This window comes from Streptomyces sp. NPDC046915 (assembly GCF_040644935.1).
GTDB lineage: Bacteria > Actinomycetota > Actinomycetes > Streptomycetales > Streptomycetaceae > Streptomyces.
Genome location: NZ_JBEYXB010000004.1, coordinates 445542 through 459621, shown reverse-complemented (window position 1 = coordinate 459621; position 14080 = coordinate 445542). Strand labels below are relative to the sequence as shown.

Here is a 14080-nt window from a genome sequence, read left to right as displayed (position 1 = left end):
CCGATGACTTTCCGCACCACAGCCGTCGACTACGTCGAGGACGTCTCACCCGGTGACGGGGCGCTGCCGCCCCGCGCCCGGTATGCCACTTCGGACGCGAGAAACCTTTCCCTGAACGGCAGTTGGCGGTTCCGGCTGTCGGCGACGGCGGACGCAGAGGACGACGCGTTCGCCGAGCCGGGGTACGACGCCGACGGCTGGGCGGAGGTGTCGGTCCCGGGCCACTGGGTGCTCCAGGGCGGGGGCATCTTCGGATCCCCCGCCTACACCAACCATCTGTACCCGTTCCCGGTCGACCCGCCGCGCGTGCCGACCGAGAACCCGACCGGCGACCATCTGCGCGTCTTCGACCTGCCCGAGGACTGGGACCTGGAGGAGGGCGGCGCGGTACTCCGCTTCGACGGCGTGGAGTCCTGCGCCCGGGTCTGGCTGAACGGCACGGACATCGGCGAGTTCAAGGGGTCCCGGCTGCCGCACGAGTTCGCGGTCGGCCATCTGCTGAAGACGGTCGGCAACGTACTGGCCGTCCGTGTCCACCAGTGGTCGGCGGGCTCGTACCTGGAGGACCAGGACCAGTGGTGGCTGCCCGGCATCTTCCGTGACGTCACCCTGCTGCACCGACCGGCCGGTGCCGTCCTGGACCACTTCGTCCACGCCTCCTACGACCACGTCGGCAAGGTGGGCACCCTGCGCGTCGACTCCGACGTGGACGGCCGGGTCACCGTGCCGGACCTCGGCATCGACGTCGCGACCGGTGAGTCGGTGACGGTGCCGGTCGAGCCGTGGTCGGCGGAGACCCCGAAGCTGTACGACGGGGTGCTCGCCACCGAGGGCGAGCGGGTGCCGCTGCGCATCGGCTTCCGCACGGTCGAACTGGCCGACGGCCTGATCAAGGTCAACGGAAAGGCGGTCCTGTTCAAGGGCGTCAACCGGCACGAATGGCACCCGGAGAAGGGCCGCGCCCTCGACCTGGAGACCATGCGCGAGGACGTGCTGCTGATGAAGCGGCACAACATCAACGCCGTCCGCACCGCCCATTACCCGCCGCACCCGGCCTTCCTGGACCTGTGCGACGAGTACGGGCTGTGGGTGATCGACGAGTGCGACCTGGAGACCCACGGCTTCACCGAGCAGGAGTGGCGGGACAACCCCGTCGACGACGACCGCTGGAAGCCGGCGCTGCTGGACCGCGCCGCCCGCATGGTCGAGCGCGACAAGAACCACCCGTCCGTCGTCATCTGGTCCCTCGGCAACGAGGCGGGCACCGGCCGCGGCCTCACCGCCATGGCCGAGTGGATCCACGGCCGGGACTCCTCGCGGCTCGTGCACTACGAGGGCGACATCGACTGCCGTGACACGGACATGTACTCACGGATGTACGCCAGTCACGCGGAGGTCGAGGAGATCGGCAAGGAGCTGGACGGCGGCACGCACAAGCGCCGCGAACTCCCCTTCATCCTCTGCGAGTACGGCCACGCCATGGGCAACGGCCCCGGCGGCATCGGCGACTACCAGCGGCTGTTCGAGACGTACGACCGGCTCCAGGGCGGCTTCATCTGGGAGTGGATCGACCACGGCGTCAAGGACGAGCGGTACGGCTTCGCGTACGGCGGCGACTTCGGCGAGGAGCTGCACGACGGCAACTTCGTCTGCGACGGGCTGCTCTTCCCCGACCGGCGGCCCTCCCCCGGTCTGGTCGAGTACAAGAAGGTGATCGAGCCGGTCCGGATCGAGGGCGACCTCGCCGACGGGACGGTACGGATCACCAACGGCTACGACTTCGCCGATCTGTCCGCGCTGGCCTTCGAGTGGTCGTTCCAGGTGGACGGCGAGACGGTCGAGTCGGGCTCGTTGTCCGTGCCGGTGCTCGCGCCCGGCGAGTTGGCCGACGTGAAGCTGCCCGAGCCGCCCGCGGCCGGAGGCGGTGAGACGCAGTGGACGGTACGGGCGTTGCTCGCCGCCGACACGGCGTGGGGGCCGAAGGGCCATGTCGTCGGGTGGGGACAGTCCCCCGTCTCCGCACGGCAGGTGCCGTCCGTCGCCGCGACCGCCGGACCGGTGCCCGGCGACCGGCTGATCACCCTGGGCCCGGGCTCCTTCGACGCCCGCACCGGGGCGCTGCGGTCGGTGGGCGGGGTGGAGGTCACCGGTCTGCGCCTCGACGTGTGGCGGGCGACCACCGACAACGACGACGGCGCGGCCTGGCAGACGGACATCCGCTACGGCCAACTGTGGCGCAAGTTCGGGCTGCACCGCATGCGGCACCGCCTCGACGCGGTGGAGGCCGGCGACGGCGCGCTCACCGTGCGCACCCGGGTGGCACCGGCCGCCTGGGAAGTGGGGCTGTCGACGGTGTACCGGTGGACGTCCGACGGAGACCGTCTACAGCTGACCGTGTCCGTGACACCGGAAGGCGACTGGACGGTGCCGCTGCCCCGGCTCGGCATCCGCTTCGGGCTGTCCGGCGCGGACACCGACGCGGTGACCTGGTTCGGTGGCGGTCCCGGCGAGGCGTATCCGGACACCCGGGCGGCGTCGATGGTCGGCCGCTGGCAGTCGGCGGTCGACGGTATGCAAACACCGTATGTCCGTCCGCAGGAGAACGGCGCCCGCGCCGACGTCCGCTGGGCGGAACTCGGCGGACTGCACATCGAGGGCGACCCGGCCTTCGGGTTGACCGCCCGGCGCTGGACCACCGAGCAGTTGGACGCCGCCGCCCACCGCACCGACCTCACCCCGGGTGAGACGGTGTGGGTCAACCTCGACCACGGCCAGCACGGCATCGGCTCGCAGTCCTGCGGCCCGGGCCCGCTCCCGCAGTACTACCTGCTCGCCCGCCCCGCCGAGTTCTCGTTCGTCTTCTCCGCGGCAGGCGGACCGGCTGGATCCTGACGAACCCGCGGAATCCGGCGCAGAACCCTGCGCCCGCGCACGACCCCACGCCCGCGTACGACCACGCGCCCGTAAAAGAAGTGGCGCAGGTGACGTACGCGGGTGTGGGCTTGTTCCATCCCGTCTTCCGTCCCCCCTTCCGTCCCGTCCGTCCCGGTTGCCGAAGGAGACATGTCTGGCCATGAATGTGACCGGTAACATCGAGGTTCGCGGCCTCTCCCGCACCTTCCACACCACCGTCCGCCGCCCCGGTTTCGCGGGCGCCCTGAGGTCCCTGGTCAACCCCGAGCGCGTGGCCAAGCACGCCGTCGCCGACATCTCCTTCGACGTGGCCCCGGGTGAACTCCTCGCCCTGCTCGGCCCGAACGGCGCGGGCAAGTCCACCACCATCAAGATGCTGACCGGCATCCTCACCCCGACCGCCGGCGAGGCGCGCGTCGCGGGCGTGGTGCCGTACGAGGAACGCGAGCGCAACGCCCGCAACATCGGGGCGGTGTTCGGGCAGCGCACCCAGCTGTGGTGGGACCTGCCGGTGCGGGAGTCGTTCGCGATCCTGCGGGACATCTACGAGGTCCCGAAGGCCGAACACGCCGTACGGCTGAGGGAGTTCGACGAGCTGCTGGACCTGTCCTCCTTCTGGGACACCCGGGTGCGCCATCTCTCCCTGGGACAGCGGGTGCGCTGCGACCTGGCGGCCGCGCTGCTGCACGATCCGCCGGTCGTCTTCCTCGACGAGCCGACCATCGGCATGGACGTGGTGGTCAAGGAGCAGGTCCGCGAGTTCCTGCGGTACCAGGTCGCCGAGCGCGGCCGTACCGTGCTGCTGACCACGCACGACATGACCGAGGTGGAGCGGCTCGCGGAGCGGGTGGTGCTGGTCAACCACGGGCGGCTGGTACTGGACGGCACGCTGGACGAGATCCGCCGGAAGTTCGGCTCGACGTGGCAGGTGCGGGTGACGCTCGCGGACCCGCACGCCGAGATCCTGCCGCTGCCGGGCATCGCGGTGGTGCGGCGCGAGGGCCCGCAGGTGGTCTTCGGCCCCGAGGGGCCCGAGGGCTCCGCCGCGCCGACGGTGCACCAGGCGCTGAAGCTGGTCGTCGAGCGGTACGAGGTGACGGACATCGCCCTCGACGAGGCCGATCTGGAGGACGTCATGCGGGCCGCCTACGTGCACGCCGAGGCGGTGTGACATGGCCCTCCCCGTCGCCTGGCGCGCCGCCCGCGTCACCCCGCTCGGCGAGCTGTACACCCCGCCCCGCGTCACGGCCGCCCTGCTGCGGCTGACCGTCCAGGTGGTGCTGGTGGCGTCCCTGTGGCGCGGCCTGTACGCGCACACCGGTACGACGGCCGGGCTCTCCCGGGACCAGGCGGTGACCTACGCCGTGCTGGCCGTACTCGCCTCCCGGCTGCGGGAGCTGGACCAGTACGCGGCCCGGGACACGGTCGTCCAGCATCTGCACTACGGCACGATCGTGTACTGGTACCTGCGTCCGCTGCCGCCCCACCGCTACTACGCGCTGCGCGCCCTGGGCGAGCAACTGTACGGCTTCGCCTGGGCGTTCGCCGGATACGTGATCTGCCTGGCGGCCGGCGTGGTCGCGCCGCCCGAGTCGGCCGCCGTCGCCGGAGTGTTCGCGTTCAGCCTGCTGCTCGGGCAGTGGGTGCTGCACTACGTCATGCTGCTCATCGACCAGTTGTGCTTCTGGACGCTGCGCAACGACGCCGCCATCCTCATCCTGATCTTCGCGCAGAACCTGCTGTCCGGGGTGTACGCGCCGCTGTGGTTCTTCCCGCACTGGTTCGTGGTGCTGAGCGGCTTCCTGCCCTTCCAGGCCACGCTGAGCGTGCCGCTGTCGCTGTACGTGGGCCGCATCCCGCTCGCGGACGCGGGTGCCCAACTCGCCGTCCAGGCGGTCTGGGTGGTGGCCCTGCGGTTCCTGACCCGGTTCCTGTGGCGGCGGGCCGGCCGCCGTGTCGTCTCGCAGGGAGGCTGATGCCCGTGAACGCCGTCCGGATCGCCTGGCGCGTCACGCGTCTCAACTTCCGCGCCCAGCTGGAGTACCGCACCGAGTTCCTGATGATGATCGCGATCGGGGCGATCTGGCAGGTGTCGGTGATCGTCTTCGCGACGGTGCTGCTGACCCGGTTCACCGGCATGGGCGGCTGGGACAGCTCCGACGTCCTGCTCATCCCGGCGACCCGCATGCTGGCGCACGGGCTGTTCGTGCTGTTCCTGGGCCGCGTGCACGGCCTGGGCCGGCACATCCAGGAGGGGAAGATCGACGGGTATCTGCTGCGGCCGATGCCGGTCCACCGCCAGGTCCAGCTCCAGTTCTTCCCCACCAACGCCATCGGCGACCTGACGGTGGCCGCGGGCCTGATGGCGGGCGCGCTGGGCCGCAGCCATCTGGACTGGACGGCCGGCCGGATCACCTACCTGATCGCGGCCGTCCTCGGCGGAATGCTCCTGGAGGCGGCCCTGTTCACCGTGGTCGCCGCCGCCTCGCTGCGCTTTCCGGCGGCCGGCTACTGGGGCCGCTGGCTGGAGGAGCTGCTCGGCACCTTCGGCAGCTACCCGCTGAACGTCCTGCCGAAGGTGGTGGGCGGTTTCCTGACCTACGGCCTGCCGCTCGCGTTCGTCGCCTACTTCCCGGCGGCGGTGCTCACGGGCCACGGCCACCACGCCGGGGCCCCGTACTGGCTGGCCGCCGCGTCACCGCTGCTCGGCGCGGTCGCGTACCTGCTGTCCCGGCTGCTGTGGCGGTTCAGCCTCGATCACTACACGGGGGTGAACGGATGACGGCGGTCGCGGACACGTCGTCCGGCTTACGGACCCGGCTCGCGGTCGGTCTGGTCTTCGTCGTCCTCGGCGGCACGCAGGGCGGCTGGATGGCCCGGATCCCCGCGATCCGGGACGCGGTGGGCCTGGACTCCGCCCGGTGGGGGCTGGTGAGCAGTTCCTCGGCGGCCGGGGACGTGGTGGCGCTGGCACTGGTCACGGTCCTGATCGGCCGGGTCGGCAACCGCACGCTGAGCCTCGCGGCGGCCACCCTGGTGCTGGTCAACGCGCCCCTGCTGGCGGGCGCGTCGACCGTACCGGCGCTGGTGGCGGGCCTCGCTGTGTGGGGGCTGGCGGCGACCTTCCTCGCGACTCCGGTCAACGCCCTCGCGGTCGCGGTGGAACGGCGGGCCGGCCGCCCCCTGCTGTCCGGTTTCCACGCCTCGTACAGCTGCGGGGTGCTGGCGGGCGGCGCGCTGGGCACGCTCGCGGCGGCCACCGGTGTGTCGCCGGGCGTGCAGATGGCGGTGAGCAGCGGGGTGCTCGGCGCGCTGCTGATGGCGCTGGGCGGCGGACTGCCGGACGAGAGGGACGGCACTGACGACAGGGTGAAGGAAGCGCGGCGCCCGCTCAGGCGCCGTTTCACCCCGCAGTTGCTGCTGCTGGCCGGCGTCGCGTTCCTCGGTTGCTTCATCGAGGGGGCCGCGTCCCAGTGGAGTTCGGTGTATACGGCCGACTACCTGCGCGAGGGATCGGCGCTCGGCGCGGCGACGTACACCTGCTTCTCCGTCGCGATCCTCGTCGCCCGGCTGCTGGGCGACCGGTTCGTGGCCCGGCTGGGCCGTCGTGTCTTTCTCCGCCTGACCCTGCTGACGGCGGCGGTGGGCGCGACGCTGCCCGTGGTCCACCCGGGCCTGGTGACCGCGCTGGCCGGGTTCACGGTGGTGGGTCTGGGCATCGCCTGCGCGCTGCCCGGCGTGATCGCGCTGGCGGGGCGGCAGCCCGGGATGCCGGCCGGCGAGGCCCTCTCGGTCGTCACGATCGGCCAGTGGCCGGGCTTCCTGCTCGCCGGCCCTGCGGTGGGGCTGCTCGCCGCGGCGACGAGCCTGCGGGTGGCGCTCGGCGCGCTGGTGGTGGCGGGGGCGGGCGCCGCGCTGCTGGCGGGGCGGGCGAGAGTCCCGGCATGACCGGCACGCCTCTGCCGCCACCCGAAGCGGCCAGTCAACTCACAGGCCACGCATTAATGTTGAACAGTTTTCTCAACTACCCTTCAAAATCAGGCCCGTTGACATGAACATGGGCCTCATGCGACCCATGAGACAACTCCTCGGCACCCTCGCGGCGGGCGCGCTCGCCCTCGCCGGACTCTCCGCCTCCGCCGGCACCGCGCAGGCGGAGACCGCCGCCTCCGGCAGCTTCAACGTGCTGACCTACAACGTGGCCGGCCTCCCCGAAGGCCTCAGCTCCAGCCACCCGGCGACCAACACCCCGTTGATATCGCCACGGTTGGCGCCCTACGACATCGTGAACGTGCAGGAGGACTTCAACTACCACGCAGCCCTGTACGCGGGCGACAACCACCCCTACCGCACCGCCACCAGCGGCGGCGCGGGCATCGGCGACGGTCTCAACACCCTGTCCCGCTACCCCTTCGACGACTTCGAGCGCGTCAAGTGGAACGACTGCACGGGCACCAACTGCCTGACCCCGAAGGGCTTCACACTTGCCCGGGTGCGGCTGGCCGAGGGCGTCTACGTCGACCTCTACAACGCCCACCCCAACGCGGACGACACCGACGACGCCCTCGCCGCCCGCCGCGCCAACATCGCGCAGCTCTCCGCCTTCATCCAGGCCAACTCAGCGGGCAACGCCGTCATCGTCATGGGTGACACCAACACCCGCTACACGCGCACCGGCGACAACATCCGCACGCTGGTCGACGACAACGGCCTGACGGACGCGTGGGTGAAGCTGATCAAGGGCGGTACGGCCCCGGCGCAGGGCGCGGACCCGCTGCTGTGCCCGACCTCGGCCCCGCCGAACGACTGCGAGGTCGTGGACAAGGTCCTCTACCGCGGCAGCAACCTCGTCTCCCTCTCCGCCACCCGCTACAACGACGAATGGGCGTCCTTCCTGGACTCCTCCGGCGGCAACCTCTCCGACCACTTCCCGCACACCGTCGGCTTCTCCTACACCCTCAACTCCAAGCTGCGGGCCGGCGACTTCTTCGGAGGTCCGCACGGCACGGCCTTCAACGACGCCGACGACCTGCCGGCCACGGTCTCCCCCCGCACCCTGACCCTGCGCGGCAGCGCCCGCCTGGACGCGGTGTCCCTGACCCACGACGGCGGTACGACCCTGTCCCACGGCGGTACGGGCGGCACGGCGGCCTCCCTGACCCTCGCCTCCGGCGAACACCTCACCTCCGTGAAGCTGACCGAGGGCCAGAAGGACAGCCGCACCCGGATCTTCTCCGCCGCGTTCACGACGGACAAGGGCCGCAGCCTCTCCGCCGGCACGGCGACCACCGACGCCACCACGTTCACGGCCCCGTCCGGCTGGCAGATCGTCGGCTTCACCGGCCGCTCCGGCGACGAGATCGACAAGCTGGGCGTCCTGTACGCGCCGATCGGCTGAACCTAGATGCCCTAGGATTGCACCTAGGCAACCTAGGAGGTGTCGTATGGCTCGCGTCGGACTCACCGCCGACCGCCTGGTGGCGGCGGCGGCCGAGCTCGCCGACGAGGCGGGGTTCGAGAACCTCACCCTGTCGGCGCTGGCCCGCCGCTTCGGCGTGAAGGACGCGAGCCTGTACTCGCATGTCAGGAACATGCAGGACCTGCGCACCCGGCTCGCGCTGTTCGCGGGCGGCGAGCTGGTCGACCGGATCGCGGCGGCCGTGGCCGGCCGGGCCGGCAAGGAGGCGCTGGCCGCCTTCGCGGGGGCGTACCGGGAGTACGCCCTCGAACGGCCCGGCCGGTACGCGGCCACCCAGATCCGCATCGACCAGGACCTCGTCGCCGACTCCCCCGCCATGCGCCGCACCGCCGAGGTCACCTACGGCATGCTGCGCGCCTACGGCCTCGACGAGCCCGACCTCACCGACGCCGTACGCCTGCTGCGCAGCACCTTCCACGGCTACTGCGCCCTGGAGTCCGCCGGCGGCTTCGGCGCCTCCCGTGACGTACAGACCTCCTGGGACAGGGCGATCGACGCCCTGCACGTCGCCCTCACGCACTGGCCACGGGAGAGGAACAGCCATGACTGAGCCGCACTACGACGTCACCGGCAGCGGGCCCGTCCTGCTCGTCGTCCCCGGCGGGGCCGGGCATCCGATGGGGCTCGGCCCGGTCACCGAACGGCTGGCCGAGCGGTTCACGGTGGTGATGTACGACCCGCTCGGCCTCGCCCACGGACGGCTCGGCTCGCCGGTCGCCGACCAGTGGCCGGCGGACTGGAGCGAGGGGGCGCACGCGGTGCTGGAGGAGGTGCTCGCGGCGGACGAGTCCGCGTACGTCCTCGGGACCAGCTCCGGCGGGATCGCGGTCCTCGACCTGCTCGCCCGGCATCCCGGGAGGCTGCGGCACGTGGTGGCGCACGAGCCGCCGTGCGTGACGCTGCTGCCGGACGGTACGGAGCAACGGGCCCGGCTGATCGAGGGGTTGCGGGCCGGTCAGGCCTCGGCCGAAGGACCCATGGCGGTGTTCCTCGCCCACGTCCTCGAGCCGTTCACCTCGTACGCGCCGGCCTTCACCGCCTCCCCCGGCCGTCTCACGGTGGCCGCCGGGACCGGCTCCCGAGGGCACGTCCTGTACGAGGCCGCCGTGTCGGTGGCCGAGCGCACCGGCGGCGCCTTCACCGAGTTCCCGGGCGGCCACCTCGGCGCGCTCGAACATCCCGAGGCGTTCGCCGACCGGGTCGCGGAAACACTGATTCCGGCGGACGCCCCAGGGGCACCGCTGACCACTTAGACTGGAAGCTTCGCGGGTGCCACGTGCCGCCGCCCTGGGGGAGGGAGCGCGCCTTGTCCCAACAGCAGGTCGGACGCGGGCCGTTGAGATCTCCCGGCGCCGCCCCCGTGCCCCCGGACGGCACCGGCACGCCCCCGGCGCGTTTCGTCGGCTGGCTGGGCAGCCTGGGCTGTGCGGCCGCCGGGTACGGGATGTTCCAGTTCCTGTTCGGGGTGCTGCCCGACTCCCTCGGCGGGGAACTCGCCAAGTGGCTGGTCTCCGGGGTGAGCGGGGTCGGTACGGGGCTCGCGGCCTGGCTGGCGGCGGCCCTGCTGAGGGCGCGCTCCGGCCGGGCGGGCCGGGCCGTCCCGGTGACCGTGCGGGCGGCGACCGCCGCTTCCGGTCCGCTGCCCGGGGTGTTCGCCGCCGCGTACGAGACGCTGGTCGACCAGGTGAAGGTGGTCGACGACCCGGCCCGCGGGCGGCTGACCGGCTGGACGCACTCGCTGGGCGAGACCACCCCGTGGCCGCCCACGCCCGTCGGCACCGCGTACGGCCTGCACATCATGCTCGACCTGGGTGTGCCGGACGGGCGGCTGAGCACCGGCGACCTGGTGGACACGCTGTGGCGCCTCAGGCTGCCCGGCGGTGGCTGGTCGGCGCGCTCGCAGGGCTCTCAGGCGCGTCCGGAGGTGACGGCGCTGGTGCTGGGCGCGCTGGCCCGGACGGGCTCCTCCGGTGAGCGGCTCGCCGCGGAGGTCGCCCGGTGCGTCGCCGCGTTCACCCGCGAACTCGACCCGGCCGGGCGGGAGTCCACGCACGTCGTGACGACCGTACTGCGCGGGCTGCTACGCGCGGCGCCCCGCTCGGCGCTGCTGCCGCCGCTGCGGGAGGCCCTGGTGGACGGCGCGATCGACGACGAGCGCCGCGAGCACCTGCGCTGCTGGGGCTACCGGCTCCACCCGCCGTACGGCCCGCCGTCGCCGCTGCACACCGCGCAGGCGGTGGTCGCCCTGGACCGGGCGGCCCGGGTGCTCGGTGAGACGGCGGGGGCGCGGGCGGCCCGCCAGGACGGGGTGCGCTGGCTGCTGGCCTGCCCGGACGCGCCGCACCACGCCTGCCTGGACGTGGAGAACCTGCGCGAGGAGGTCCGCCGGACGCGCACCGACGATCCCACCCGGCAGGAGGTGCTGAACGTACGGCACTTCACCGCGTCCTGGATGGTGCGTGCCCTGCTCACCCCGGGCGCCCGTGAGGTGGCCCGTGCGGACGGGCTCCAGGTGCAGTGGCGGGAGCGGCTGGACGGCGCGGTCGGCGCCGTGTGGGCCGGGCAGTCGGGCGGCATCTGGAGCTGGGGCCGGGGCGACGGCACCGAGCTGCGCCGGCCCATGTGGATGACGTATCAAGGGCTTTCGGCGCTGCGGGCGCATGCCGTATGGATGTATCAGCCGGTCGAGTGACCGTTGGCGAAGTGGGGTGTGCATGGGCGGTCGGCAGGTCCTGGCGGCACGGCGGCTGCTGACCGAGACGCTGGACGGTGAGCTGACCGAGCACGCCACGGTGGCCGCCGCCCGCGCGGTGGTCGCCGAACTCGGTTCGCACGAGCGGCTGTTGGAGCTGGTCGCCGAACTCGCCTCGGGCGAGGGCGATCCGGAGGGCTGCGCCGGCCTGTCGTACCGGCACGTCCTCGGCTTCGACAAGCTGCTGCTGATCGACGGCGGCCCCCGGCACAAGTTACGCGCCCACGTGTGGCATCCGTCGGCGGCCGGCCCCGGCGAGGAGGACGTGCACAACCACCGTTCGCCGCTGGCCTCCCACATCGTGCGGGGCAGGCTCGCGATGGAGCTGTACGAGGCCGGAGCGGACGAGGACGGGATCGGTGCCGACCGTTACGTGGAATCCCTCGCGGACCGGTCGGCCGACTGGCTGCTACAGCCGGCCGGGCGGGCCCGGCTGCGGCTGACGCACGTGGGGCAGTACGCGGCGGGCAGTTCGTACGCGCTGCCCGCGCACACCCTGCACCGCGCCTGGTGCGACACGGACGCGCCGACGGTGACGCTGTTCCTGGAGACGGGCGCCGGACGGCGGCGCCACACCGATGTGTTCACGGCCGCCGGTCCGCACCCGGGGGCGGTGCCCAAGGTGCCGTTGGACGTGGGCGGCTACCTGGCCGCGTTGAGCGATCTCGCGGAGCTGCTCAGGAGTTCGTGAGGGCCTGGCGCACGACGTCGAGGTTGTAGTCGTCGACGTCGACCGTGGGCAGCGCGTCCGGTGTCAGCCAGGCGTACGCCTGGTCGGCCTCGGGCAGCGTGACGAGCCGGGTGAGCGGCCTGACCAGGAAGTTGGCCTGCCAGTTCTTGACCTCGTGCCCGCGATAGTCGCTGACGAAGGACGACTCGCCGACCCGGCGGACCACCTCACCGAGCAGCCCGGTCTCCTCCTTCAGCTCGCGCAGGGCGGCGTCCCCCGGGCTCTCGCCCGGCTCCAGCTTCCCGCACGGCACGCCCCACACCCGCGGCAGGAACCGCTCCCGCTCGCTGCGGCGCACCAGGAGCACCCGCCCTTGCTCGTCCATCACGACGGCGGCCGCCAGTCGCCTCTCGCCGGGGATCTCCATGTCCATGGTTCCTCGGTCCCTCGCCGGTGATGAGTCCACAGGGTCTGATACCCCGGAAAGCGTCCACGGTACCAGGACCGGGCGAACGGGGCTGTGCCGTCGCTCTCAGTCCGGCCGGCGCCCCAGCGCCTGTACGGCGTCGTACGAGGGCGTCGTCCCCGGCGGTGTGCGCCCGCCCGCGATGTCGGCCATCGCGTCCAGCGCGGCGCCCAGCGCGCGGCGGTAGAGCAGGGAACCGAGGCTGATCCGGCTCACCCCGAGTTCGGCGAGGCGGGCGACGGTGGGCCCGGACGGTGAGTAGAGGATGTTGAGGGGGACGTCGAGGTGCCGTACCAGGGCGGTGATCCGCTCCGGGTCGGTCAGGCCGGGGACGAACACGCCGTCCGCACCGGCCTGTCGGTAGGCGTCCAGGCGCGGCAGCGTGCCCTCCCCGTCGGCCAGCCAGTACGTGTCCGTACGCGCGTTCACGAAGAGGCCGGGCGCGGCCGACCTCGCCGCCGCGATCTTCGCCGCGTGCCGGTCCACCGGGCCGTTGCCGTCCTCCAGGTTGATCCCCACGGCGCCGACGGCCCACAGTTCCCGCGCCAACTCCCCCACCTGGTCCGGGTCGTCGCTGAAGCCGCCCTCCGCGTCCACGGACAGCAGGAACGGCCCGGTGCCGAGGGTGCGGGCGAGCCGCAGGGTGTGCTCTCGGGTCGCGGCGGCGCCGTCGGGCAGCCCCACCGCCGCCGCGACGGCGAGGCTGGTCGTGCCGATCGCGGCGTAGCCCTGGGCCGCGAGGGCCGCCGCCGAGGCGTGGTCCCAGGCGTTCGGCAGGAGCAGGGGCGCGCCCGGACGGTGCAGATCGGCGAACCCTGTCCTGCCTGGCACGGCCGTCATGACAGGTCTCCCACGGCGTCGGCGTAGTAGGTGGAGCCGTTCAGGTGGCGGGCGAGTTCGCCGAAGCTCCAGCCCTCGCCGGGCGAGGCGTCGAGCTGCTCCTCGGTCAGCGCGTCCAGGCGGTGTGCCCAGATGCGGGCGAGGCGGGTGAGGCGGCTGCGGGCCTCGTCGAGGTCCTCGGCGGTGAAGGGCGCGAGATCGGCGGTGGTGGTGATCGCGGAGGCGTGCCAGTGGTCGGGCTGGGGCTCCGCACCCGCCAGCCGGGACTCCAGTTCCGCCAGGTGGTCGACCAGGTGGTCGGCCACCCGGCGGATCGCCTTGTGCGGGGTGTAGACGCGGTCGTCGACGGGGGCGGGGATGCCGTCCCAGGCGGTCCAGGTGGCGGCCAGGGCGAGGACGTGGTCGACCATGGCGGTGACGTGCCGGGCGGGGGTGGCGGGTGCGGTGACGGACGTCGTGACAGGTGCGGTGTCGGTCATGCTTCGACGCTAGGCGCGGATCACTTCGGTCGCGGCCGAAGTGTGCGCGCCAGGTGCCCGCGCCGTACCGCTCCTACTGGGCGCGTTCCCCCGCGCTGCGCTCCACGCAGAACTCGTTGCCCTCCGGGTCGGCCAGGAGCGCCCAGCCGGTGCCGTCCGGCCTGCGGTGGTCGGCGACCAGCGTGGCGCCGAGCGCGAGCAGCCGCTGGACCTCCTCGTCTCGGGTGCGGTCCTGCGGCTGGAGGTCCAGGTGGACGCGGTTCTTGACGGTCTTGGCCTCCGGCACGGTGACGAAGAGCAGGCCCGCGCCCTCGATCAGCGCCTCCGGGTCACCCGGGTGGTCGTCGTCGTGCACGGGCAGTTCCAGGACCTGGGACCAGAAGGTGGCGAGCGCGTAGGCGTCGGCGCAGTCGACCGTGATGTGACGGATCTTGGAAGTCATGGACGTGATTCTTGTGGATGTCCGAGAAAAGGGTGACGG

Annotated in this window: 14 protein-coding genes; 10 read left to right on the top strand and 4 right to left on the bottom strand. The window is 72.5% G+C overall.

What is annotated here, in order from left to right; all coding sequences use genetic code 11:
• Window positions 1–3 precede the first annotated feature (3 nt).
• From ABZ915_RS13325 to ABZ915_RS13280, 10 genes are all read left to right on the top strand, one after another.
• Entirely contained in the window at window positions 4–2892 is a 2889-nt protein-coding gene (locus ABZ915_RS13325) for a glycoside hydrolase family 2 TIM barrel-domain containing protein (protein WP_361800593.1), read from the top strand.
• A 187-nt stretch (window positions 2893–3079) separates the two neighbouring features.
• Entirely contained in the window at window positions 3080–4084 is a 1005-nt protein-coding gene (locus ABZ915_RS13320) for an ATP-binding cassette domain-containing protein (RefSeq protein ID WP_361801000.1), read from the top strand.
• 1 nt (window position 4085) lies between these two features.
• On the top strand, window positions 4086–4889 hold the full coding sequence (locus tag ABZ915_RS13315; RefSeq protein WP_361800592.1) for an ABC-2 family transporter protein: 804 nt from the start codon (window positions 4086–4088) through the stop codon (window positions 4887–4889).
• Window positions 4889–5695 (top strand): ABC-2 family transporter protein, encoded by an 807-nt coding sequence (locus ABZ915_RS13310; protein WP_361800589.1) that lies wholly within the window; start codon window positions 4889–4891, stop codon window positions 5693–5695. The genes ABZ915_RS13315 and ABZ915_RS13310 overlap by 1 nt, the downstream gene beginning before the upstream one ends.
• The gene (locus tag ABZ915_RS13305) at window positions 5692–6861 is read left to right on the top strand and encodes an MFS transporter (protein WP_361800586.1); all 1170 of its coding nucleotides are present in this window, start codon (window positions 5692–5694) and stop codon (window positions 6859–6861) included. Before ABZ915_RS13310 ends, ABZ915_RS13305 begins: the two co-directional genes overlap by 4 nt.
• Window positions 6862–6988: 127 nt before the next feature.
• A complete protein-coding gene (locus ABZ915_RS13300) occupies window positions 6989–8311 on the top strand; it encodes a jacalin-like lectin (protein WP_361800997.1) in 1323 nt (440 codons plus the stop codon).
• 46 nt (window positions 8312–8357) lie between these two features.
• Window positions 8358–8942: a TetR-like C-terminal domain-containing protein gene (locus ABZ915_RS13295; RefSeq protein WP_361800583.1), complete on the top strand. Its 585-nt coding sequence runs from the start codon at window positions 8358–8360 to the stop codon at window positions 8940–8942.
• Window positions 8935–9645, top strand: a complete 711-nt coding sequence (locus ABZ915_RS13290) for an alpha/beta hydrolase (RefSeq protein ID WP_361800580.1) — start codon at window positions 8935–8937, stop codon at window positions 9643–9645. Before ABZ915_RS13295 ends, ABZ915_RS13290 begins: the two co-directional genes overlap by 8 nt.
• Window positions 9646–9698: 53 nt before the next feature.
• A complete protein-coding gene (locus ABZ915_RS13285; protein ID WP_361800577.1) occupies window positions 9699–11084 on the top strand; it encodes a hypothetical protein in 1386 nt (461 codons plus the stop codon).
• Window positions 11085–11106: 22 nt separating this feature from the next.
• On the top strand, window positions 11107–11835 hold the full coding sequence (locus ABZ915_RS13280; protein ID WP_361800574.1) for a hypothetical protein: 729 nt from the start codon (window positions 11107–11109) through the stop codon (window positions 11833–11835).
• Here ABZ915_RS13280 and ABZ915_RS13275 read toward each other — a convergent pair.
• The 4 genes from ABZ915_RS13275 to ABZ915_RS13260 all read right to left on the bottom strand — a co-directional run bounded on the left by ABZ915_RS13275 (window position 11822) and on the right by ABZ915_RS13260 (window position 14041).
• The gene (locus tag ABZ915_RS13275) at window positions 11822–12247 is read right to left on the bottom strand and encodes an NUDIX hydrolase (protein WP_361800571.1); all 426 of its coding nucleotides are present in this window, start codon (window positions 12245–12247) and stop codon (window positions 11822–11824) included. The two genes, ABZ915_RS13280 and ABZ915_RS13275, sit on opposite strands and share 14 nt — an antisense overlap.
• 99 nt (window positions 12248–12346) lie before the next feature.
• Complete coding sequence (locus tag ABZ915_RS13270) at window positions 12347–13120, bottom strand: isocitrate lyase/phosphoenolpyruvate mutase family protein (RefSeq protein WP_361800568.1); 774 nt, start codon at window positions 13118–13120, stop codon at window positions 12347–12349.
• Window positions 13117–13599: a hypothetical protein gene (locus ABZ915_RS13265; protein ID WP_361800565.1), complete on the bottom strand. Its 483-nt coding sequence runs from the start codon at window positions 13597–13599 to the stop codon at window positions 13117–13119. Before ABZ915_RS13265 ends, ABZ915_RS13270 begins: the two co-directional genes overlap by 4 nt.
• Window positions 13600–13672: 73 nt before the next feature.
• On the bottom strand, window positions 13673–14041 hold the full coding sequence (locus ABZ915_RS13260; RefSeq protein WP_361800562.1) for a VOC family protein: 369 nt from the start codon (window positions 14039–14041) through the stop codon (window positions 13673–13675).
• Window positions 14042–14080: the final 39 nt, after the last annotated feature.